This is a genomic window from Kitasatospora sp. NPDC047058 (assembly GCF_040643935.1).
GTDB lineage: Bacteria > Actinomycetota > Actinomycetes > Streptomycetales > Streptomycetaceae > Kitasatospora.
Map to the genome: position 1 here is coordinate 1 of NZ_JBEYVJ010000119.1, position 20774 is coordinate 20774.

Consider the following 20774-nt stretch of genomic DNA (forward strand, 5'->3'; position numbering starts at 1 on the left):
GCCGGTGGCTGGACGGCCGGTACGGCGGGGTGCACCCCGCCGTACCGGCCGTGCGTCATGGCTCCGCCCGGGGTCAGGCGGACGCGAGCCGCCGGCTCAGCACCTCGTCGGCGAGCCCGTAGGCGACGGCCTCCTCGGCGGTGAACACCTTCTCCCGGTCCATGTCCGCGCGCAGCGTCGCCACGTCGTGGTGCGTGTGCCGGGACAGGACCTCCTCGACCTGCGAGCGGACGCGGACCATCTCCTTGGCCGCGAGGCTGAGGTCGGAGACCGTCCCCTGCCGGCCGCCGCTGGCCGGCTGGCCGAGCAGCACCCGCGCGTGCTGGAGCACGAACCGCCGCCCGGGATCGCCGCCCGCCAGCAGCACCGCCGCCGTCGACGCCGCCTGGCCGACGCAGAACGTGGAGATCGGTGCCTGCACGAAGGTCATCGTGTCGTAGATCGCCATCAGCGAAGTGAACGACCCCCCGGGCGAGTTGAGGTAGACCGAGATCTCCCGCTCGGGGTTCTCCGACTCCAGGTGCAGGAGCTGCGCGATGACCACGTTGGCCACCCCGTCGTCGATCTCGGTGCCGAGGAAGACGATCCGCTCGTTCAGCAGACGGCTGAAGACGTCGTAGGACCGCTCGCCCTGTGCCGTCCGCTCGATGACGTACGGAACCGTGTACGACCCCATGTCACAGCCCCATCCGCCGGCGCGACGCGGCCGGGCGGATGTCGGCGACCGACTCCACCACCCGGTCCACGATCCCGTACTCCCTGGCCTGCTCGGCCGTGAACCAGCGGTCCCGGTCGCCGTCCCGCGCGATCGTCTCCGGGCTCTGCCCGGTGTGCTCGGCGGTGATCCGCTCGATGGCCTCCTTGGTGAACTGGAGGTTCTCCGCCTGGATCTCGATGTCCGAGGCGGTGCCGCCGATGCCCGCGGAGGGCTGGTGCATCATGATCCGCGCGTTCGGCAGCGCGAACCGCTTGCCGGGCGCCCCCACGGTGAGCAGGAACTGGCCCATGCTGGCGGCGAACCCCATCGCCAGCGTCGAGACGTCGTTCGGGATGAGCCGCATGGTGTCGTAGATGGCGAGGCCCGCGGTGACCGACCCGCCGGGGCTGTTGATGTACAGGCCGATGTCGGTGCGCGGGTCCTCCGCCGACAGCAGCAGCAGCTGCGCGCACACCCGGTTGGCCGACACGTCGTCGACCTGGGTGCCGAGGAGGACGATCCGCTGTCCGAGCAGCTGGGCCGCGAGGTGGTCGTCGAAGCGGCTGGGCGGGGTGTCGCCCTCCTCCGCGCGGAGCGGGAGCGTGGTGGGTGGAGTCATCTGGGTCTCCTCGTCGGGGCGGGATGCCGTCGACTCCACTCTCGACCGCGGGAGGGCCCCGGAGGCGGTTTCTCTGCCCGCCGCAGATTCGCCACGGGCAGAGCCGACGGCCCGGCCCGCTCGCGCACCGGCCGGCGGCCGTGGTGGCGCGTCAGGGTTCGAGGAGTTCCACGGTGACGGTGGCGACGTCGCCCTCCTCGATCGCCTCCGCCTTGCGCACGGCGCGCTTGACGGGCAGCACGTAGCAGCCGCGGGCGCTGTCCGGGAAGACCGAGGTCAGCCAGGTGGTGTGGCCGACCGTCACCCGCACGCGGCGGGAGCCGAAGCCGCGGGGCGGGCCGCCGGGGAAGTCCCGGATCTCCTCGGACGCGTCGACGGGCAGGCTGACGAACGTCCAGCTCTCGGCACGCCGGGCCTCCCAGATCCACAGCTCGGCTTCGAAGGTGAACAGCACGGGCCAAGCATCGCACGGGCCGGCACCGGTCCGGCGGCGGACGTGTCGGGCGGTGCCGGTCCTCCGTTCGGATCACGGCGGACCTGTGCCACGACGGGACAAAAGCGACACAACGGATACGCTGCGGCCAGGATGCCGAGACATCGGAGTGCTCATGGACCGCTACCCGCCCATCGCCGATCACGGACTGGTGGGGGACCTGCAGACCGCCGCGCTGATCTCCGCGCAGGGTGTCGTGGACTGGTTCGCCGCCCCGCGGTTCGACGCGCCCAGCATCTTCGCGTCGCTGCTGGACCACGACCGGGGCGGGTACTTCCGGCTGGCCGCGGTGGAGCACGACCCGACCTGCCGGCAGCTGTACTACCCGGACAGTGCGGTCCTGGTCACGAGGTTCATGTCCGAGGACGGCGTGGGCGAGGTCATCGACTGGATGCCGCCGGACACCGGCCGGCGGGTGTCGGACCGGCACACCCTGATCCGGGTGGTCCGCGCGGTGCGCGGCACCGTGCGGTTCGTGCTCGACTGCAGGCCGCGCTTCGACTACGGCCGGGCCGGCCACCGGGTGACCGTCGACGGGCAGGACGCCGTCTTCCACGCGCCCGGGGCGGCGCTGCACCTGCGCGCCCTGTTCCCGCTGCAGCAGGCGGACCACGACGTCCGGGGCACGGTCACGCTCCGGGCCGGCGAGACCTCCGGCGTCGTCATGACGTCCTGCGGCCCGGACGGCGAGGCCCCGCCGCCGCCGTCGGTCGACCGGATCACCGCGCAGCTGTGGGAGGCCGTCGACTACTGGCAGGCCTGGGTCCGCCAGTCGGACTACCGCGGCCGCTGGCCGGACGCCGTCCACCGGTCCGCGATCACGCTCAAACTGCTCACCTACGCCCCGACCGGTGCGCTGGTGGCGGCGCCCACCATGGGCCTGCCGGAGCAGATCGGCGGCGAACGCAACTGGGACTACCGCTTCACCTGGGTGCGCGACGCCTCGCTCTCGGTGCGCGCGCTGCTGGACCTGGGCTTCACCGAGGAGGCCGAGGCCTTCGCCCGCTGGCTCGGTGAGCGGCTGCACGAGCGGCTCGACCTCCCGGGGGAACGGCTGCAGATCATGTACCGGGTCGACGGGGACCCGCAGCTCTCCGAGGAGATCCTCGAACACTTCGAGGGGTACCGCGGGTCCGCGCCCGTGCGGGCCGGCAACGCCGCCATGGACCAGCTCCAGCTCGACATCTACGGCGAGGCCCTCTACGCCATCGCCGAGGGGCGGAAGGCCGGCCTCCACCCCGGTTACGCCGTCTGGGAGGCGACGGCGAAGACCCTGGACTGGCTCGCGGACAACTGGGACCGCCCGGACGAGGGGATCTGGGAGACCCGGGGCGGCCGCAAGGACTTCACCTTCAGCCGGGTGATGACCTGGGTCGCCTTCGACCGCGGACTGCGCGTGGCCGAGGAGTTCAGCCGGCCCGCCGACGTCGCCCGGTGGCGCGACACGCGGGACGCCGTGCTGCGGCAGATCATGGAGCGCGGCTGGAGCCGGAAGGAGCGCGCCCTCGTCCAGCACTACGGCGGCGACGTCCTGGACGCGTCCCTGCTGCTGATCCCGCACGTGGGCCTGCTCGCGCCGAAGGACCCGGCCTGGCTCTCCACGCTCGACGCGGTGGACCGCAAACTGGTGTCGGACAGCCTCGTCTACCGCTACGACCCGGCCGCGTCGCCGGACGGCCTGCGCGGTTCGGAGGGCACCTTCAGCCTCTGCACCTTCCTCTACGTCGACGCGCTCGTCCGGGCCGGCCGGCTGCGGCAGGCCCGCTACGCCTTCGAGAAGATGCTCACCTACGCCAACCACGTGGGCCTGTTCGCCGAGGAGATCGGTCCCTCCGGCGAGCAACTGGGCAATTTCCCCCAGGCGTTCACCCACCTCTCGCTCATCATGGCGGCGGGCTCGCTCGACGACGCCCTGGACCGGGTCAGCCGGCGCTGACCGGAGGGGAGCGGGCATGGACGACGGCATGCACCGGGACGCTGCGGGCCCGGCGGCGGAGCGCCTCGACGGGGCCGCCTTCGACGCCCTGTACCGGCGGATCACCGCGCTCGCCCACGCCGGGGCGCACCCCCGCGGGGCCCTGGAGACGATCACGCCGGCGCGCGTCCGCGCGGCCGTGCGCGAGGTGCGGACGGGGCGTCATGTGAGCCTGGCCGCACCGGTGACGACCAGACCGGAGCCGGACGACCCGGATCCCGCCCGGCACCCGATGACCGGAGCGGTCGCCGGACGGATGGCCGGCCGGGGGCTGGAGTTCGCCCGGGACCGGATCGAGATGAACGTGCACGGGGACGCCGACAGCCATCTCGACGCGCTGTGCCACGTCGTGTACGACGGCACGCTGTACGGCGGCGTCCCCGCGACCACGCTGACCGACGAGGGCGCCGGGGCGCTCTCCGTCGGCCTCGCCGCGGCGGGGATCGTGGGCCGGGGGGTGCTGCTGGACATCCCGGGCCTGCGCGGGGTGCCCTGGCTGGAGCCGGGGGAGTGGGTGACGGCGGAGGAGCTCCTGGCCGCCGAGACCGCCCAGGGGGTGCGGTTCGGCGGGGGCGACCTGCTCTTCGTCCGGGTCGGCCATCGGCGGCGCCGGCGCGAACTCGGCCCGTGGGACGCGGCCGCCGGCCGCGCGGGCCTGCACCCCGGGGCCGTGGAACTGCTCGCCGAGCGGCGGGTCGCGGTGCTCGGCAGCGACGGCAACAACGACTGCGCGCCCAGCCCGGTGGACGGGGTGGGCTTCCCGGTCCACGTGCTGGCCGTCCGCGCGCTGGGTGTCCACCTGCTCGACTACCTGCAGTTCGAGGAGCTGCTGCCGCTCTGCCGGGACGAGGGCCGCTGGTCCTTCCTCTGCGTGGTCGCTCCGCTGCGGCTGGCCGGCGGTACGGGCTCCCCGGTCAGCCCGGTCGCCGTGCTCTGACGCCCCGCGCGGCCGCCGGGCGTCCGGTCCGCGACCGGGATGCCGGACGGGCCGGGTTCACCCGGCCGCGCTCCCGGGTCCCAGGACCACGTTCGCGAGCGGCCGCCCCGCCGTGAAGCGTTCGAGCTGGGCGCGGACCAGCGCGCGGGCGCGCGGCGGGAACGCGGTGGTGTTGCCCCCGGCATGGGGAGTGATCAGCACGTTCGGCGCGGACCAGAGGGGGTGGCCGGGCGGCAGCGGCTCCGGATCGGTGACGTCCAGGGCCGCGCGCAGGCGCCCGGCGCGGAGCTCGTGCACCAGCGCGCCGGTGTCCACCACCGGGCCGCGGGCGACGTTCACCAGGAGGGCGTCGTCCTTCATCCGGGCGAGGAACTCCGCGTCCACCAGTCCGCGGGTCCGCGCGGTGAGCGGGACCGTCAGCACCACGACGTCCACCGCGCCGAGCAGTCCGGGCAGGTCCCCGGCCGCGTGGACCGGGCCGCCCGGGCCCTCCCGGGCCGTGCGGGCCACCCGGACGATGCCGCACTCGAACGGGGCGAGCCGCGCCTCCACCGCCGCGCCGACCGAGCCGTGGCCGACGACCAGCACCGTCCGGCCGGCGAGCGCGGGGCGGAGCCCGCCGGACCACGTCCCGGTCCGCTGGGCCGCCGCGAAGTCCGGGATCCCGCGCAACGAGGCCAGCACGAGGGCCACGGCCAGCTCCGCCGTGCTCGCGTCGTGCACCCCGCGGGCGTTGCAGAGCGTCACGCCGTCCGGGACGTGCGGCGCCAGGTCGTCGACGCCGGCGCTGAGCGACTGCACCACCCGCAGCCGCGGCATCCGGTCCAGCAGCGGCCGCGCGGCGCCGGTGAAGGCGTACGGGATCACGAAGAACTCGACGGTGCCCAGCGGCCCGGCCCCCGGCGGGTCGCCCGTGCCGTCCCAGACCACGGCCGTCCAGCCCTCGGGAAGGCCCCCGACCTCGCCGGGCGGCCAGGGCAGCAGCACCCGCGGCCCGCTCACGACGCCCCGCTCACGACGCGTGCGCACGACCGCGGGCGCTGTGGACGGCAGCCGGGCATCTCGTCTCCTGCGGGGAGCGCGCTCTCGCACGACGGTGGTCGGGTACGAGTGTCACACGGTGCCCGCCGCGCGGCCGGTCGGCCGGGAGCCGGGCAAGGCCCCCGCGGGCCGCATCCCGGGCGCCCGTGTGCGCTCGCCCGGCCGCCGCTCTACCGTCGGAGGAGAGGGTCCGGCCCGGCCTTCCCCCTGGCTCCCGGGCCGAGGCCCGGCCGGCGTCCGGCCGTCCAAGGGAGTCCCCGTGGCCGACAACCAGCACTACGACGTCATCGTGATCGGCACCGGAGCGGGTGGCGGTACGCTCGCCCACCGGCTCGCCCCGACCGGCAAACGGATCCTGATCCTCGAACGCGGCGACTACCTGCCGCGCGAACGGGACAACTGGGACTCGACCGCGGTCTTCGTCAAGGGCAAGTACCGGGCGCCGGAATACTGGTACGACAAGCATGGGAACGCGTTCCCGCCCGAGGTCAACTACTACGTCGGCGGCAACACCAAGTTCTACGGTGCCGCGCTGTTCCGGCTGCGCCCCGAGGACTTCGGCGAGTTACGCCACCACGACGGGATCTCACCCGCCTGGCCCATCCGCTACGAGGACCTGGAGCCGTACTACACCCGGGCGGAGCACCTCTACCTGGTGCACGGCCGGCACGGCGAGGACCCCACCGAGGGCCCGGCGAGCGCGCAGTACGCCCACCCGCCGGTCGAGCACGAGCCGCGCATCCAGCAGCTCAGCGACGACCTGGAGAAGCAGGGCCTGCACCCGTTCCACCTGCCGATCGGCGTGGACCTGACCCAGGACGGCACCGGCCGGGCGGTGCGGGACAGCGCCTGCATCCGCTGCGACCGGGTCGACGGCTTCCCCTGCCTGGTCGGCGCCAAGTCGGACGCACAGGTGATCTGCGTCGACCCGGCGCTGCGGCACGACAACGTCACGATGGTCACCCGGGCGAACGTCCGCAGGCTGGAGACCGACCCCGCCGGCCGGACCGTCACCGGCGTGGTCACCGAACTCGCCGACGGCAGCACCGAGACCTTCTCCGGCGACATCGTCGTGGTCTCCTGCGGCGCCGTGAACTCCGCCGTCCTGCTGCTGCGTTCCGCCAACGACCGGCACCCCGCAGGACTGGCCAACAGCGCCGGCGTGGTCGGCCGCCACTACATGCGCCACAACAACCTGGCGCTGATGGCGGTCTCCAGGGAGCCCAACCCGACCGCCTTCCAGAAGACCCTCGCCCTCCACGACTGGTACCTGGCCGGCGACGCGTGGGAGTTCCCTATGGGCGGCATCCAGATGCTGGGCAAGTCCGACGCCGAACAGATCCACGGCGAGGCTCCCCGCTGGGCCGGCGCCGTCACCCCGGACATGCCCTTCGAGGTCCTCGCCCACCACGCCGTCGACTTCTGGCTGTGCGGTGAGGACCTGCCGCAGCCGGACAACCGCGTGGTGCTCGGCAAGGACGACACCATCCGCCTCAGCCTGGACGAGAAGAACAACACCGCCGGGCTGGAGCGGCTGCGCCACCAGCTCCAGAAGATGCTGGGACGCCTGGGGATGCACGAGCACCACCTGCTCTCCCGCAGCATCTACCTGCACAAGGGCATGCCGATCGGCGCGACCGCCCACCAGGCCGGCACCGTGCGGTTCGGCACCGACCCGCGGTCCTCCGCCCTGGACGTCCACTGCAAGGCGCACGACCTGGACAACCTCTACGTCGTGGACACGAGCTTCTTCCCGAGCATCGGCGCGGTGAACCCGTCGCTGACGGCCATCGCCAACGCACTGCGGGTCGGCGACCACATCGCCGACCGCATGCGGTGAGCAGGAGGACCGAGAGATGGCAGCACACCGGATGGACGCCCTGGTCATCTTCGGCGCGACCGGGGACCTCGCCAAGCTGGAGACCTTCCCCGCCCTGGTGGGCCTGGTCGACCGCGGCGTGCTCGACGTGCCCGTGGTCGGCGTGGCCAAGAGCGGCTGGGGACTGGAGCAGTTCCGGGCCTACGCCGCGGCGTCGCTGACGTCGAACGGGATGGACCCGGCCGCACCGGCGGCGGCGAAGATGCTGGGGCTGCTCCGCTACGTCGACGGCGACCTCGACGACGACGCCACCTACCGGGCGATGTCGCGCGAGATGGGCGAGGGCGCCCGGGCGCTGTACTACCTGGAGGTCCCGCCGGTGCTGTTCGGCCGGATCGCCAAGGGCATCGCCGACGCCGGGCGGGCCAAGGGCGGCCGGGTCATGGTCGAGAAGCCGTTCGGCACCGACCTGGACAGTGCGCGCGAACTCAACGCGACCGTGCACGAGTACTTCCCGGAGGACGCGATCTACCGGGTCGACCACTGGCTCGGCCTCGACCCCGTGGAGAACGTGCTCTTCGCCAGGTTCGCCAACTCGGTCATCGAGCCGCTGCTGAACCGGACGCATGTCAGCAGCGTCCAGATCACCATGGCCGAGGCCTTCGACGTCGCCGACCGCGGCCGGTTCTACGACCGCACCGGCGCCGTCCGGGACGTCGTCCAGAACCACATGCTGCAGGTCCTCGCGACGGTGCTGGCCGAGCCGCCGTCCGGGGAGGGGCTGGAGTCGTGGCGCGACGCCAAGGCGAACGTGGTGTCCTCGCTGCGCCCGCTGACCCCCGAGAACATCGTGCGCGGCCAGTACGAGGGGTACGCCGACGTGGCGGGCGTCGCCCCGGGATCGACGACCGAGACCTACGCGGCCGTGCGGCTCGCCGCGGACTCCTGGCGCTGGGCGGGCGTGCCGATCCTGATCCGCGCCGGGAAGTGCCTGCCCGTCACCGCGACCGAGGTGAGCATCCGGTTCCGCAGCGCGCCCCACGACGTGTTCGGGCTGCAGCCGACGCCGGCCGCGAACAGCCTGCGGTTCCGCGTCTGGCCGGAGACCCAGGTGACCCTCACCCTGGCGGGGAAGGTCCCGGGCGGCGGCTGGCAGGCCAAGCACGAGGAACTCACCTTCAGCGAGGTGCCCGGATCGGACATGCGCCCGTACGACCGTCTGATCGGTGCGGCGCTGGACGGCGACCGCTGGCTGTTCGCCCGGCAGGACACCGTCGAGGCGGCCTGGCGGGTCGTCGACCCCGTCCTGGGGAACGTCGTCCCGGCCCGCCCCTACCCGCAGGGCGGCTGGGGCCCGAAGGAGGCCGACGCCCTGCTCCCGGAGGGCGAGGTCTGGCACGACCCGGCCTGACCGGCGGGTCCGCCTTGCCCCGAACGGATGACTGCTCCGGCCGGCGGCGGGGCGGAGCGCGTCGGGGGCGGTTCCGGTGATCCGGGGGTGCTTTAGTGCCTTCCATGCACGCGAAGGAACCGCAGGTGCAGCTGCCGGACCACATCGTGCCGCGCCGGGTGGTGATCATCGGCGGCGGTTTTGCCGGTCTGTTCGCGGCCCGCACGCTCCGGCGGTCACCCGTGGCGGTGACCCTCGTCGACCGTCGTGCCCACCACCTCTTCCAGCCCCTGCTGTACCAGTGCGCCTCGGGCATCCTCTCCGAGGGCCAGATCGCCCAGCCGCTGCGCGCCGTCCTCCGCAGGCACCACAACGTCCGCTGCCTGCTCGCCGAAGCGGCCGGGGTGGACGCCGACAACCGGGTGGTCCTGGCGGTGACACCGGACGGCGGGACGCTGTCGCTGCCGTACGACGACCTCGTGGTGGCGGTCGGCGTGCGGCAGTCGTACTTCGGCCACCAGGAGTTCGCCGCCCGCGCTCCGGGCATGAAGACGCTCGAGGACGCCCTGGAGGTGCGCCGGCGCATCTACCGGGCCTTCGAGATGGCCGAGACCTGCGCGGACCCGCGGGAGCAGCAGGCGTGGCTCACCTTCGCGCTCGTCGGCGGCGGTCCGACCGGAGTGGAACTCGCCGGACAGATCCACGAGATCGCCAGGCGCACCCTCGACCGGGAGTTCCGGACCATCGACTCGTCCCAGGCGCGCGTCCTGCTCTTCGAGGGCGGCGACTCCGTGCTCACGGCGTTCGGGCCCACGCTGGCCCGGCGCGCGGAGCGGACGCTGCGCGGCCTCGGGGTGGAGGTCCACCTCCGGACCCTGGTCACCGACGTCGACGACGAGGGCCTGACCGTGCGTGAGCAGGGGCGCACCACCCGGTTCGAGGCCCGCACCGTCCTGTGGACCGCCGGAGTGGAGGCACCGCCGTTCGCCCACGCGCTGGCCCGTGCGACGGGCGCCGCGCAGGACCACGCCGGCCGCCTGCTCGTGCAGCCGGACCTGACACTCCCCGGCTACCCGCAGATCCGGGTGGTGGGGGACCTGATGGCCCTCGACGGGCTGCCCGGCATGGCCGAGGTCGCCATGCAGTCCGGCGCCTACGCCGGACGCGTGATCCGGCACGGGGTGGAGGGACGCGCCGAGCGGGCCCGCCCGTTCCGCTACCGCGACTTCGGCAGCGCCGCGTACATCTCGCGCGGCCGGGCGGCCGTCAGGGCGGGACCGGTCAGGGTCTCGGGCGTGACGGGCTGGCTGGTCTGGCTGCTGATCCACATCGTCTTCCTCACCGGCTTCCGCAGCCGGCTGGGCGCCCTCGCCAGCTGGTTCCTGGTCTTCGCCACCGGTGCCCGCCGCGAGCGGGCGTTCACCGGGGAGGGAGAACGGGGGCACGGCGCTCCGCCCGCCGGCGCCGGCGACCGAGCCGGCCGCGACCAACCGACCGCCGACAGAGCGCACTGACCAGCCGCGGAGGCCTTGAATGCACAGCGCCGTCACCCTCCTGACGGACAGTCCGCCCCAGATGCTGCCGGCCCGGCAACTCATGGCGTTCACGCTCGCCACGCACATCCTCCTGGTGCCGATGGGGGTGGCCCTTCCCTTCGTCACGCTCCTGGTGCACCACCGCGGCCTGCGCCGGAACGACCCGGTCGCCCTGCAGCTCGCCCGGCGCTGGTCCGCCGTCATGGCGGTCCAGTTCGCCATCGGCATCGTGACGGGAACGATCCTCACCTTCGAGTTCGGCCTCCTGTGGCCGGGGCTGATGGGCCACTGGGGAGACGTCTTCGGGCTCGGCTTCGGCGTGGAGGGCTGGGCCTTCTTCCTGGAGGCCGTCATGATCGCCATCTACCTCTACGGGTGGCGCCGGCTCGACCCCAAGGTCCACTTCTGGCTCGCCGTCCCGCTGCCGTTCGCGGCGCTCCTGGGCGCGTTCGGCATCATCGCGGCGAACTCGTGGATGAACACCCCGCAGGGCTTCACCCTGGACGCCCAGGGCGACGTCGTGAACGTCACCGTGCAGCAGGCCGTCTTCACGCCCATCTTCGGGCCGGAGTACTGGCACTTCGCCGTGGCCATGTTCCTGACGGCCGGCTACGTGGTCGCCGGCGTCTACGCGGTCGGCTGGCTGCGCGGCCGGCGCGACCGCTACCACCGGCTGGGGTTCACCGTGCCGTTCACGGTGGCCGCGATCCTCACGCCCGTCCAGCTCGTCGTCGGGGACACGATCGCACGGGCCGTCTTCCACAAGCAGCCCACCAAGTTCGCGGCGATGGAGATCGTCTGGACGACGGACACCCACGTGCCGGAGTACATCTTCGGCCGGCTGAACGCCGACGGCACGATCTCGGGGGGTCTGAAGATCCCCCAACTCGACTCCATGCTGGCCGGGTTCAAACCCAGCACCCAGGTCACCGGACTGACGGCGGTGCCCGCGGCGGACCGGCCCACACCGGCCGAGGCCACCCTCGTGCACTGGACGTTCGACATCATGGTCATCCTCGGCAGCCTGCTGCTCCTGCTCGCCCTGTGGTACGCCGTGGCCTGGTTCCGCCACCGCGATCTGCCGCGGTCGCGGTGGTTCTTCCGCTGTGCGGCCGCGGCGGGGGTGGCCAGCCTGGTCAGCGTGGAGTGCGGCTGGATCACCACCGAGGTCGGCCGGCAGCCCTGGATCGTCTACCAGAACATGCGGGTCGCCGAGGCCGTCACCGCGACCCGGGCGAGCTCGCTCTGGGCCATGCTCGGCGTCGTCGTCGCCCTGTACGTGGTCCTCTTCTCGGCCTTCCTCACCGTCCTGCGGAAGTTGCACCACCACTGGCGCATCGCGGACGAGGGCCTGGCCCCCAACCGGCCGGCCCATGCCCCGGAGAGCGACACCCCCTACGGCCCGCGGGAGGAGGCCGGCCTGGCCGCCGGCCCGTCGCACCCGTCGGCGCAGGACGGGACCCCCCGTGGCTGAGGCCGTCGCGTGGGTCATGCTCGCCGTCCTCGCCGCTTACGCCTGCGCGGGCGGCACCGACTACGGCGCGGGCTTCTGGGACCTCTGCGCCGGCGGAGCCGAACGGGGCGAGCGGCCGCGCCGGCTGATCGACCACGCGATGGAACCCGTGTGGGAGGCCAACAACGTCTGGCTCATCTTCCTCATGGTCATCATGTGGACGGGCTTCCCGCCGTTCTTCGCCGCCGTCTTCAGCGCCATGTGGCTCCCGCTCGTCCTCGTGGTGCTCGGGCTCGTCCTGCGCGGCGCGGGTTTCGCGCTGCGCAGGCCCGCCCGGCGGCTGACCCAACGCCGCGTCTACGGTGCGGTGTTCGCCGTCTCGTCGCTCCTCGTGCCGTTCTTCTTCGGCGCCGTGATCGGCGGCGTCGCCTCCGGGCGGGTCGCCCCGGGGACCCCCGCCTCGGCCGACGCCTGGGCGAACCCCACCTCGGCCGTCACCGGCCTGATGGCGGTCGGCGCCACGGCGTTCCTGGGGGCGGTGTTCCTGACGGCGGACGCGCGCCGCTACCAGGCGCCGGACCTCGTCGACTACTTCCGGCTCCGGGCCTGGTGGAGCCTGGCCGCCCTCGTCGTCCTCGCCTTCATCGGCCTGCCCGTCACCCACCACGACGCCGCGTACGTGTGGGACCGGATCACCGGCGGGGTCCCGCTCGCACTGATCGTCGTGGCGGCGGCCACCGCGCTGGTCACCGCGCTGCTGCTGGCGCGCAGGGCGCTGCGGTGGTGCCGCTACACGGCCGTCGCCGGCGTCGTCCTGGTGATCGCCGCCTGGGGCGCGGCGCAGCGCCCCTACCTGCTGCCCACCTCCCTGACCGTCGGCCAGGCCGCCGGGGTGCCGCCCACCCTGACCTGGCTGCTGATCGTCACGGGCATCGCGGTCCTCCTCGTGGGGCCGGGCCTCGGACTGCTCTACTGGCTGGACACCCGGGGGAAGCTGGAAGCGCTCACCGACGCGGACACCGAGGAGGAGCGGCCACCGGCCGAGCCGGTCTGACGCCGCGACGCGCGGCTGTGCCGCGTGGGGGCGGGAACGCGACCGCGTCCCGGCGGCTTTCCCCGGGGCGCCGCCGGTGCGGGTCCGGAATTTCCCGCGGGGCCGGGAAAGCCGCCCTACCTGCCGGGAACCGCTGCTGCCTAGGTTGCCAGGCGCAACAACTCCTGTTGCCGGAACCCGAGTCCACGAGGGGGAAGTGTGGCTGACCTAGAGGCGGGCGTGCTGGCGATCGGCGCAGGCCCGGCGAACCTGGCGCTGGCGGCGGCGATCGAGGAGTGCGGATCGGCCGAGCTGGCCGAGCGCACCCTGCTGCTGGAGCAGGCCCCGGACATCAAGTGGAAGCGCGACCTGCTGATGCCGTGGGCACGCAGCCAGGTGTCCTTCCTGAAGGACCTGGTGACCCTGCGGGACCCGCGCAGCCGGTTCTCGTTCCTCAACTTCCTGCACCAGCACGGAAGGCTCGACCAGTTCATCAACCTGGGCACGTTCCACCCGCACCGCTGGGAGTTCTCCGACTACCTGCAGTGGGTGGCCGCCTCGCTGGAGAAGGTGCGGATCCGCTACGACGCCAGGGCCACCGCCACCGAGCCGGTGTACGACGCGCAGGGCCGGCTGACCGGCTGGCAGGTGACGCTGGCCGACGGCGACACCATCCGCTGCCGGGACCTGGTGATCGGCGCCGGCCGGGACGCCCACGTCCCGGAGGTCTTCGCCGGCCTGTCCGCGGAGAAGGTGATCCACAGCGCCCGCTTCCGCAGCCGGATCGCCGCCGTGGACAAGGACGCCCCGCTGCGCGCCGTGGTGGTCGGCGGGGCGCAGAGCGCCGCCGAGATGTTCATGGCGGTGTACGAGAACCTGCCGAACTCCAGCGTCACCATGCTGGTCCGCTCCATAGGCCTGCAGAACTACCAGACCAGCAAGTTCGTCAACGAGCTGTTCTACCCGTCCTTCGTCGACGAGTTCTTCGAGGCCCCGGCCGGGATGCGCGCCCAGGTGCTGGACGAGATGCGGCTGACCAACTACGCGGGCCTGGCACCGCCGTTCCTGGACGAGCTGTACCTGATGCTGTACCGGGAGAAGATGATCGGCACCGGCCGCGCCGAGGTGCAGGCGATGACCGAGGTGGTCGCCGCCCGCGAGGAGGACGGCGAGGTGGTGCTCGACCTGCGCGACCGGCGCACCGAGAAGGTCTCCGAGCACCGCTGCGACCTGGTGCTGCTCGGCACCGGCTACGACAGCCGGATGCCCGCCCTGGTACGGGAGCTGACTGCGAAGGCGGGCCTGCCGGAGGTCACCGTCAGCCGCAACTACCGGGTCGACCTGGGCGACACCGCGGGCGGCGCGCTCTACCTCCAGGGCGTCAACGAGGCCACCCACGGCATCGCCGACTCCCTGATCAGCGTGCTCGCCCAGCGGGCCCGGGACATCTCCGGCGAGCTCCTCGACCGGCACACCGCCCACGCCGCCCACGTCGCCCGGGGGAGCCGGTGATGGGCCGGCTGCTGGTCGTCGCCCCCGGCCCCACCGCCAACGGGGACCTCCACCTCGGCCACCTGGCCGGGCCGTTCCTCTCCGCCGACGTGTGCGCCCGGCACGCCCGCGCGACCGGCCGCGACACCCTGTTCGGCACCGGCGTGCACTTCACCCAGAACTACATCGTCACCACCGCCCGCCGGCTCGGCGAGCAGCCCGAACGGCTGCGGCTGCGCGCCGCCGAGCAGGTCGAGGCCACCCTCGCCGCGGCCGGCATCGAACCCGACGGCTTCGTCCGGTTCGACGAGCGGTACGCCAAGACCGTCCGGCGGTTCTTCGAACGGCTGCACGCCGAAGGGCACCTGAGACGCCGGGCGACCTCCTTCCCCTACCTGCCCGCCACCGGCGAGTTCCTCACCGACGCCTACGTGCGCGGCGGCTGCCCGGTGTGCCTGGGCGAGGGCTGCGCCGGGCTGTGCGAGAACTGCGGGCACTGGATCGCCTCCGGCGAGCTGATCGGACCGACGTCCACCCAGCACCCGGAGCTGCCGGTCGAGCTGCGCGAACGCGAGGTGCTGGTCCTGCCGCTGGAGGAGCACCGGGCCGCGCTGACCGCGTACTTCGAACGGCTCGCCCCCACCATGCGGCCCCGGCTGGCCCAGCTGGTCGAGGAACTGATGGCCGCGCCGCTGCCCGACTACCCGGTCACCCTGCCGATCGACTGGGGCATACCCGCGCCCTTCGCCGAGACCCCGGGCCAGGTGCTCTACTCCGACACCGAGACCATCGCCTGGAGCCTGCACGCCATCGCGCTGGCCGCCGAGGCCCGCGGCGAGGTGCCCGGCGACAGCGAACGCTACTGGGCCGCCGAGGCCGCGCCCGAGGTGGTGTACTTCTTCGGCTCCGACGCCAGCTTCGCCTTCGCGCTGGCCGGCACCGCGATGCTGCTCGCCCTCGGCGGGCTGGCCCTGCCCGCGCACTTCGTCACCAACGAGTTCTACGAGCTGGACAGCGACAAGTTCTCCACCAGCCGCGGCCACGTGGTGACCGGCCGCCAGCTCGCCGCCGAGGTGCCGCGCGACCTGATCCGCTACTACCTGGCCGCCACCGGACCCGACTTCCAGCGCACCAACTTCACCCGCGCCGCGATGGACCGGGTCTGCGGGCAGCGGCTGGTCGAACCGTGGAACCGGGTCGCCGAGAAGGCCGAGCGGTTCGTGGGCGCCGGCGACCTGCCGGTCGGCGAACGCTCCCGGCAGGCCGGGAGGCTCATGGTGGAGCGGTTCGCCGCGGCGCTCGGCCCGCGCCGGTTCAGCCTCACCGCCGCCGCCTTCACCCTCACCGAGCAGCTCGGCCGGCTCGACCGCCGGGAGGTCACCGCGCGCGACGCCGGCGACTTCTGGCACGAGCTGGACCTCTTCCTGCGCTGCGCCGCCCCGCTGCTGGTCGACCTGGCCGCCGCGGGCCTGGTCGAGACGGCGATACCCGCCGAACCGCAGGCCCGCTCCGTCCGCCCGCGGCCGCTGCCCAGGCTCACCGGCGGCGGACGGTGAGCGGCAGCACCGCCGCGCACGTGGTGGTGGTCGGCGCCGGGGTCACCGGACTGCTCACCGCCGTCGCCTGCGCGCGGGCCGGGCACCGGGTCACCGTGCTGGAGCGCGGCCCGGTGCCCAACCCGGGCGCCACCTCGTACGACCAGCACCGGGTGATCCGCACCCTGCTGCCCGGCGACCCGGACGGCACCGCCGGCCGGCTCGCCGCCCACCGGCACTGGCGGGAGCTGGAGTCCGTCCTCGGCGCCGCGCTGTACCGCCGGGTCGGAGTGGTCACCGCCTGGCCCGAGCACCGGCTCGCCGAGGTCGAGGCGGAGGCGGACCGGGCCGGGGTCGCGGTCGAGCGGCTGACCGCGGGGCAGCTGCCCCTGCTCGGCCTGCCCCCGGGGGCGGGGGCCGTGCGGGAGCGGTCGGGCGGGGTGCTGCTCGCCGACCGGGTGCTGCGGGCCGCCGCCCGCTGGCTGGCGGTGCGGCCCGGTGTCGCGCTGCGACCGTACTGCCGGGTCACCGCCGTCCACCCGGACTCCGGGCGGGTCGTGCTGGCCGGCGGCGAGGTGGTCCGCGCGAACGCCGTCCTGCTCTGCGCCGGCCCGTGGACCCGTGAACTGACGGGCCACCGGGTGGTGCTGTACCGGCAGACCATGCTCTACCTGCGCCCGCCCGCGCCGGACGCCGACCGGTGGCAGGCCGCACCCGCCGCGGGCGGCCTGGGCCGCGAAGGGCGCGGCTGGGTGCTGCCGCCCGGTGCGGGCGCCCTGCTCAAGTTCAGCTCGGACACCGTGTGCCGGCCCGTCGAGGACACCGACAGCACGGGCGAGGACCAGCGGCCGTACGTCGACCGGCTGGCCGGGGAGGGCGTGCTGCCCGGCCTGGCCGGCCACGCGCCGGCGGCCGTCCGGGTCTGCCACTACACCGCGGACGCCGCGACCGGGGGCCCGCTGCTGGCCCGGGTCACCCCGGGCCTGTGGGTCCGCGCCGCCTGCGGCGGCAGCGGCTTCTCCACCGCGCCCCTGGTCGCGGAACGCATCGCCACGGCCGTGAAGGAGGCCGCATGACCGACCACAAGCCACCGGCCGGCGACGAGCCGCCGGTCGGCGTCCTCGACACGCTCAGGGCCACCCCGGCGACCGTCCGGTACCTGCTCGGCGGCGTCCTGGTCAACCAGCTGGGCGCCTTCGTCCAGACCTTCCTGGTGCTCTACCTGACGCACCGGGGGATGTCCGACGGCACCGCCGGCCTCGCCCTCGGCGCGTACAGCCTGGGCACCGTGTTCGGCACCGTGCTCGGCGGGGAGATCACCCACCGGCTCGGCCCGCGCACCACGATCGTCGTCGCGATGACCGGCTCCGCGCCGCTGGTCGCCGTGCTGCCGCTGCTGGCCCGGCCCGGGCTGCTCGCCCCGCTGCTGGCCGCCGTCGCGCTGGCCGGGCTGTTCGCCCAGGCGTACCGGCCGGCCGCGTCGGTGCTGCTCAGCGACCTGATGCCGGAGCGCTACCAGGTGATGGCGTTCTCCATGATGCGGATCGCCCTCAACACCGGTGCGGCCCTCGCCCCGCTGATCGCCGCCGGGGTGATCCTGCTCGACTGGGACCTGCTGTTCTGGCTGGACGGCGCCACCACCCTGGTCTACGCGCTGCTCGCCCACCGGCTGCTGCCCCGGCGTGCGGTGCCGGAGCGGGCGCCGAAGGAGCGGGCCGTGCGGCGCACCGGCGGCCGGGCGGCGTACGCGGCGATGCTGCGCGACCGGGCGTACCTCGCCTACCTGGCCTCGGTGATGCTGGGCACGGTCGCGTACGTGCAGTCCTCGATCTCGCTGCCGCTGGAGATCGTCCACGACGGCTACCCGACCGGGCTGTACAGCGCGGTGCTCACCGCCTCCTCGGTGGTGCTGATCACCTGCGAGCTGAAGATCACCGCGTACATCACCCGGATCCCCACCTACCTGGCGGTGGGCGCCGGGCACCTGGTCAACTCGGCCGGGCTGGCGGTGTACGGGCTGGCGGTGCACTCCGGGGCGTTCGTGCTGTTCGGTGCGGTGCTCGCGGTGAGCGGCCTGATGATCGCCGGGCCCAGCATGTTCGCGCACCCGGCGACCTTCCCCGACGGGCAGAAGGCCCGCTACCTCGCCACCATGCAGGCCGCGGCCGGCCTGGCGTCGGCCGCCGGCCCGCTGCTCGGCGTCGTCCTGTGGAACGGCCTCGGCGCGGGCTTCTGGGTGCTGATGGCGCTGGTCAACGGCCTGGCCGGGGTGCTCGCCGTGGCAGGCATCAAGCGCCGGGCCGACCGGCAGGCAGCCACCGGGGCCGCCGGGACCGCACCGGAGGCAGTCGGAGGAGCGGCATGAGCGGGCAGTCCCCGGCCGTCCGGCCGGTCCTGGTGGTCGGCTACGTGGCCTTCGCGGTGCCCGCCATCGCGGCCTTCCAGCCCGCCGGTTCGGTGGTCTACGTCGAGGAACCGGACGTCGCCCGCAAGCGGCACGTCGCCGAGGCGCTGGAGCAGGTGCCGTTCGCCCGCGGGCTGATCGAGTGGGAGTACCACCTGCCCGGCCGGGCGGACGCCTTCTTCGCGGCCCACCCGGGGCTCGACCCGGTCGCGGTGATCCCCGCCGTGGAGTACGCGGTGCCGTTCGCGGCCCGGCTCGCGGAGCGCTACGGACTGCCCGGAGCGAGCCTCGGGGCGGCCCAACTCCTGCGGGACAAGCACCTGTTGCGGATCGTCGCGGCGGCCGCGGGGATCGCCAACCCGGAGTCCGAGCCGGTGCGCAGCGCCGCCGGCCTGGCCGGCTTCCTGGCCCGGCACCCCGGGCCGGTGGTGCTGAAGCCCGCCAACCGGCAGGCCTCGGTCGGCACCCGGGTGATCCACCGGCCCGAGGAGGCCGGGGAGGCCTGGGTGCAGTGCCTGGCCCAGGACGAGGGGGTGTTCGTCCCGGACCGGCCGATCGAGCCGTCGATGCTGGCCGAACGCTTCGTCAGCGGGCCGGAGTTCAGCGTGGAGCTGCTGGTCGCCGGCGGCCGCCCGGTGTTCGCCAACACCACCGGCAAGGTGCTCTACCCCGGCCCGTACCCGATCGAGGCCGGCCACACCGTCCCGGCCGAACTGCCCGACGAGCAGCGCAAAATGCTGGTCGCCGAGACGGAGCGGCTGTCCGCGGCGGTCGGCTTCGGCGACGGGGTGCTGCACTGCGAGTGGATCCTGGAGGACGGCGTCCCGGTGCTGGTGGAGTGCGCCGGCCGGCTCCCGGGCGACTCGATCGCCGACCTGATCGAGGCCGCCTACCCGGTCGGCCTCGTCCGCGCCTACTTCGCCCTGATGGGCGGCGAGCCGCCCGGTCCGCTGCCCGGGCGGGCCGCGTACGCGACCGCCGCCCGGTTCCTGGCCCCCGACCGGCCCGGCACCGTCACCGCCGTGCACGGGCTGGACGCGGCGGCCGCCGCCGAGGGCGTGCAGCTGGCCGCGATCGGGATCGGCCCCGGCCACCGCACCGCCGGGCTGCGCAGCTCCTGGGACCGGGCCGGGATCGTCACCACCCTGGCCGGTACCCCCGCCGAGGCCCGCCGGCTCGCCGACGAGGCCGCCGCCCTGGTCCGGATCGACATCGACAGCACCGAGGAGACCTCATGAGCCAGCGTCAGGACGGTGATGCCGTGCACACCGCCGGCACGCTGCTGGTGATCGGCAGCGGACTGAAGGAGTACCGCGAGTACCTGGTCGGCCCGATGAGCCGCCGCGCCCGCGCCGCCGGGCTGGAACTGCTGCTGGTCAACAACCTGCGGCCGACCTGGCAGCGCGAGTACTTCGACGAGATCGTGGTCGCCAACGTCTTCGACACCGAGGTGTTGAACGCCACCGTCCGCGGCATCGCCGCCCGCCGGAGCATCGTCGGGCTGCTCTGCTGGGACGAGCCGCTGGTGCTGGACGCCGGCCTGCTGGCCGCCGAACTCGGCGTGCCGGGCCTGTCCGAGCGCGGCGTGCGCGGGGTGCGCGACAAGGAGCGCACCCGCAGCGTGCTCACCGCCGCCGGCCTGCGCCAGCCCGGCTTCGCGCTCACCACCGGCCTGGACGAGGCCCGGGCCGCCGCCGGGCGGATCGGCTACCCGGTGGTGCTCAAGCCGCGCGCGATGGGCGCCAGCATCGGCGTGGTCTTCGCCGGTGACGCGGCCGAGCTCGACGCGGCCTTCGGCACCGCGCTCTCCGCCAGCCGGGTCGACCCGGGGCCGTACCGGGCCGGCGTGATCGTCGAGGAGTACGCGGGCGGACCGGAGATCAGCGTCGACGGCGCCGTGCACAAGGGCGAGTACCTGCCGCTCTTCCTGGCCCGCAAGTACAGCAGCGACGAGCCGTACTTCGAGGAGGTCGGCCACATCGTCGACGCGGCCGACCCGCTGCTCGCCGACCCCGTGCTGCTGGAGGTGCTGGCGAGCGCCCACCGGGCGCTCGGCGTGGAGGACGGCATCACCCACACCGAGCTGCGGCTGACCGACCGCGGCCCGCTGATCGTCGAGGTGAACGGGCGGCTCGGCGGGGACCTGATCCCGCTGCTCGGCCGGATCGCCACCGGCCTGGAGCCCGGCGAGGTGCTCTTCGACGTCGCGGTCGGCCGCCGTCCGGAGACCGCCCCGACCCGCGCCGCGGTGGCCGGCATCCGCTTCGGCTACCCCGACCGGGACTTGAACCCCCACGCCCGATAAAGGGCACTAGCACCTCAAGCTAGCGCGTCTGCCATTCCGCCACCCGG

At 73.9% G+C, this 20774-nt stretch carries 17 protein-coding genes; 13 read left to right on the plus strand and 4 right to left on the minus strand.

All coding sequences use genetic code 11. The features are described from left to right. Positions 1-73: 73 nt before the first annotated feature. The 3 genes from ABZ885_RS19380 to ABZ885_RS19390 all read right to left on the minus strand — a co-directional run bounded on the left by ABZ885_RS19380 (position 74) and on the right by ABZ885_RS19390 (position 1770). Positions 74-676 (minus strand): ATP-dependent Clp protease proteolytic subunit, encoded by a 603-nt coding sequence (locus tag ABZ885_RS19380; RefSeq protein ID WP_360189702.1) that lies wholly within the window; start codon positions 674-676, stop codon positions 74-76. A gap of 1 nt (position 677) precedes the next feature. Further along, positions 678-1316 (minus strand): ATP-dependent Clp protease proteolytic subunit, encoded by a 639-nt coding sequence (locus ABZ885_RS19385; protein WP_360189705.1) that lies wholly within the window; start codon positions 1314-1316, stop codon positions 678-680. A gap of 151 nt (positions 1317-1467) precedes the next feature. Next, positions 1468-1770 (minus strand): DUF1905 domain-containing protein, encoded by a 303-nt coding sequence (locus tag ABZ885_RS19390; RefSeq protein WP_360189707.1) that lies wholly within the window; start codon positions 1768-1770, stop codon positions 1468-1470. 154 nt (positions 1771-1924) lie between these two features. On the opposite strand from ABZ885_RS19390, the gene ABZ885_RS19395 reads away from it, so the two are divergent. Both ABZ885_RS19395 and ABZ885_RS19400 read left to right on the plus strand, forming a co-directional pair. After that, the gene (locus tag ABZ885_RS19395; RefSeq protein ID WP_360189710.1) at positions 1925-3745 is read left to right on the plus strand and encodes a glycoside hydrolase family 15 protein; all 1821 of its coding nucleotides are present in this window, start codon (positions 1925-1927) and stop codon (positions 3743-3745) included. Positions 3746-3761: 16 nt separating this feature from the next. After that, a complete protein-coding gene (locus ABZ885_RS19400) occupies positions 3762-4721 on the plus strand; it encodes a cyclase family protein (RefSeq protein ID WP_360189712.1) in 960 nt (319 codons plus the stop codon). A gap of 57 nt (positions 4722-4778) precedes the next feature. On the opposite strand, the gene ABZ885_RS19405 is transcribed toward ABZ885_RS19400, so the two are convergent. Beyond that, positions 4779-5750 carry a 2-hydroxyacid dehydrogenase gene (locus tag ABZ885_RS19405; RefSeq protein WP_360189715.1) on the minus strand — a complete coding sequence of 324 codons (972 nt, stop codon included), beginning with the start codon at positions 5748-5750 and terminating at the stop codon, positions 4779-4781. Positions 5751-6021: 271 nt separating this feature from the next. On the opposite strand from ABZ885_RS19405, the gene ABZ885_RS19410 reads away from it, so the two are divergent. The 11 genes from ABZ885_RS19410 to ABZ885_RS19460 all read left to right on the plus strand — a co-directional run bounded on the left by ABZ885_RS19410 (position 6022) and on the right by ABZ885_RS19460 (position 20727). Then, positions 6022-7602 (plus strand): GMC family oxidoreductase, encoded by a 1581-nt coding sequence (locus ABZ885_RS19410; RefSeq protein ID WP_360189718.1) that lies wholly within the window; start codon positions 6022-6024, stop codon positions 7600-7602. A gap of 16 nt (positions 7603-7618) precedes the next feature. Beyond that, positions 7619-8992, plus strand: a complete 1374-nt coding sequence (gene zwf, locus ABZ885_RS19415; RefSeq protein ID WP_360189720.1) for a glucose-6-phosphate dehydrogenase — start codon at positions 7619-7621, stop codon at positions 8990-8992. Positions 8993-9096: 104 nt separating this feature from the next. After that, positions 9097-10485, plus strand: a complete 1389-nt coding sequence (locus ABZ885_RS19420) for an NAD(P)/FAD-dependent oxidoreductase (protein WP_360189723.1) — start codon at positions 9097-9099, stop codon at positions 10483-10485. Positions 10486-10504: 19 nt separating this feature from the next. After that, complete coding sequence (locus ABZ885_RS19425; RefSeq protein ID WP_360189726.1) at positions 10505-11980, plus strand: cytochrome ubiquinol oxidase subunit I; 1476 nt, start codon at positions 10505-10507, stop codon at positions 11978-11980. After that, a complete protein-coding gene (locus tag ABZ885_RS19430; RefSeq protein WP_360189729.1) occupies positions 11973-13013 on the plus strand; it encodes a cytochrome d ubiquinol oxidase subunit II in 1041 nt (346 codons plus the stop codon). The genes ABZ885_RS19425 and ABZ885_RS19430 overlap by 8 nt, the downstream gene beginning before the upstream one ends. Positions 13014-13211: 198 nt before the next feature. Beyond that, complete coding sequence (locus ABZ885_RS19435; RefSeq protein WP_360189732.1) at positions 13212-14504, plus strand: SidA/IucD/PvdA family monooxygenase; 1293 nt, start codon at positions 13212-13214, stop codon at positions 14502-14504. Further along, complete coding sequence (locus ABZ885_RS19440; RefSeq protein ID WP_360189735.1) at positions 14504-16039, plus strand: class I tRNA ligase family protein; 1536 nt, start codon at positions 14504-14506, stop codon at positions 16037-16039. Before ABZ885_RS19435 ends, ABZ885_RS19440 begins: the two co-directional genes overlap by 1 nt. Beyond that, positions 16036-17094: an FAD-dependent oxidoreductase gene (locus ABZ885_RS19445; RefSeq protein ID WP_360189738.1), complete on the plus strand. Its 1059-nt coding sequence runs from the start codon at positions 16036-16038 to the stop codon at positions 17092-17094. The genes ABZ885_RS19440 and ABZ885_RS19445 overlap by 4 nt, the downstream gene beginning before the upstream one ends. Continuing rightward, a complete protein-coding gene (locus tag ABZ885_RS19450; protein WP_360189741.1) occupies positions 17091-18383 on the plus strand; it encodes an MFS transporter in 1293 nt (430 codons plus the stop codon). The genes ABZ885_RS19445 and ABZ885_RS19450 overlap by 4 nt, the downstream gene beginning before the upstream one ends. Continuing rightward, positions 18380-19660: an ATP-grasp domain-containing protein gene (locus ABZ885_RS19455; protein WP_360189744.1), complete on the plus strand. Its 1281-nt coding sequence runs from the start codon at positions 18380-18382 to the stop codon at positions 19658-19660. Before ABZ885_RS19450 ends, ABZ885_RS19455 begins: the two co-directional genes overlap by 4 nt. Next, positions 19657-20727 carry an ATP-grasp domain-containing protein gene (locus ABZ885_RS19460; protein ID WP_360189747.1) on the plus strand — a complete coding sequence of 357 codons (1071 nt, stop codon included), beginning with the start codon at positions 19657-19659 and terminating at the stop codon, positions 20725-20727. Before ABZ885_RS19455 ends, ABZ885_RS19460 begins: the two co-directional genes overlap by 4 nt. The last annotated feature ends 47 nt before the right edge of the window (positions 20728-20774 follow it).

What these genes read in the sequence shown, in the direction of transcription:
- ABZ885_RS19380 (WP_360189702.1), bottom strand. Translation starts at nt 676, where the DNA reads ATGGGGTCGTACACGGTTCCGTACGTCATCGAGCGGACGGCACAGGGC.
- ABZ885_RS19385 (WP_360189705.1), bottom strand. Translation starts at nt 1,316, where the DNA reads ATGACTCCACCCACCACGCTCCCGCTCCGCGCGGAGGAGGGCGACACC.
- ABZ885_RS19395 (WP_360189710.1), top strand. Translation starts at nt 1,925, where the DNA reads ATGGACCGCTACCCGCCCATCGCCGATCACGGACTGGTGGGGGACCTG.
- ABZ885_RS19400 (WP_360189712.1), top strand. Translation starts at nt 3,762, where the DNA reads ATGGACGACGGCATGCACCGGGACGCTGCGGGCCCGGCGGCGGAGCGC.
- zwf (WP_360189720.1), top strand. Translation starts at nt 7,619, where the DNA reads ATGGCAGCACACCGGATGGACGCCCTGGTCATCTTCGGCGCGACCGGG.
- ABZ885_RS19420 (WP_360189723.1), top strand. Translation starts at nt 9,097, where the DNA reads ATGCACGCGAAGGAACCGCAGGTGCAGCTGCCGGACCACATCGTGCCG.
- ABZ885_RS19425 (WP_360189726.1), top strand. Translation starts at nt 10,505, where the DNA reads ATGCACAGCGCCGTCACCCTCCTGACGGACAGTCCGCCCCAGATGCTG.
- ABZ885_RS19440 (WP_360189735.1), top strand. Translation starts at nt 14,504, where the DNA reads ATGGGCCGGCTGCTGGTCGTCGCCCCCGGCCCCACCGCCAACGGGGAC.
- ABZ885_RS19450 (WP_360189741.1), top strand. Translation starts at nt 17,091, where the DNA reads ATGACCGACCACAAGCCACCGGCCGGCGACGAGCCGCCGGTCGGCGTC.
- ABZ885_RS19455 (WP_360189744.1), top strand. Translation starts at nt 18,380, where the DNA reads ATGAGCGGGCAGTCCCCGGCCGTCCGGCCGGTCCTGGTGGTCGGCTAC.
- ABZ885_RS19460 (WP_360189747.1), top strand. Translation starts at nt 19,657, where the DNA reads ATGAGCCAGCGTCAGGACGGTGATGCCGTGCACACCGCCGGCACGCTG.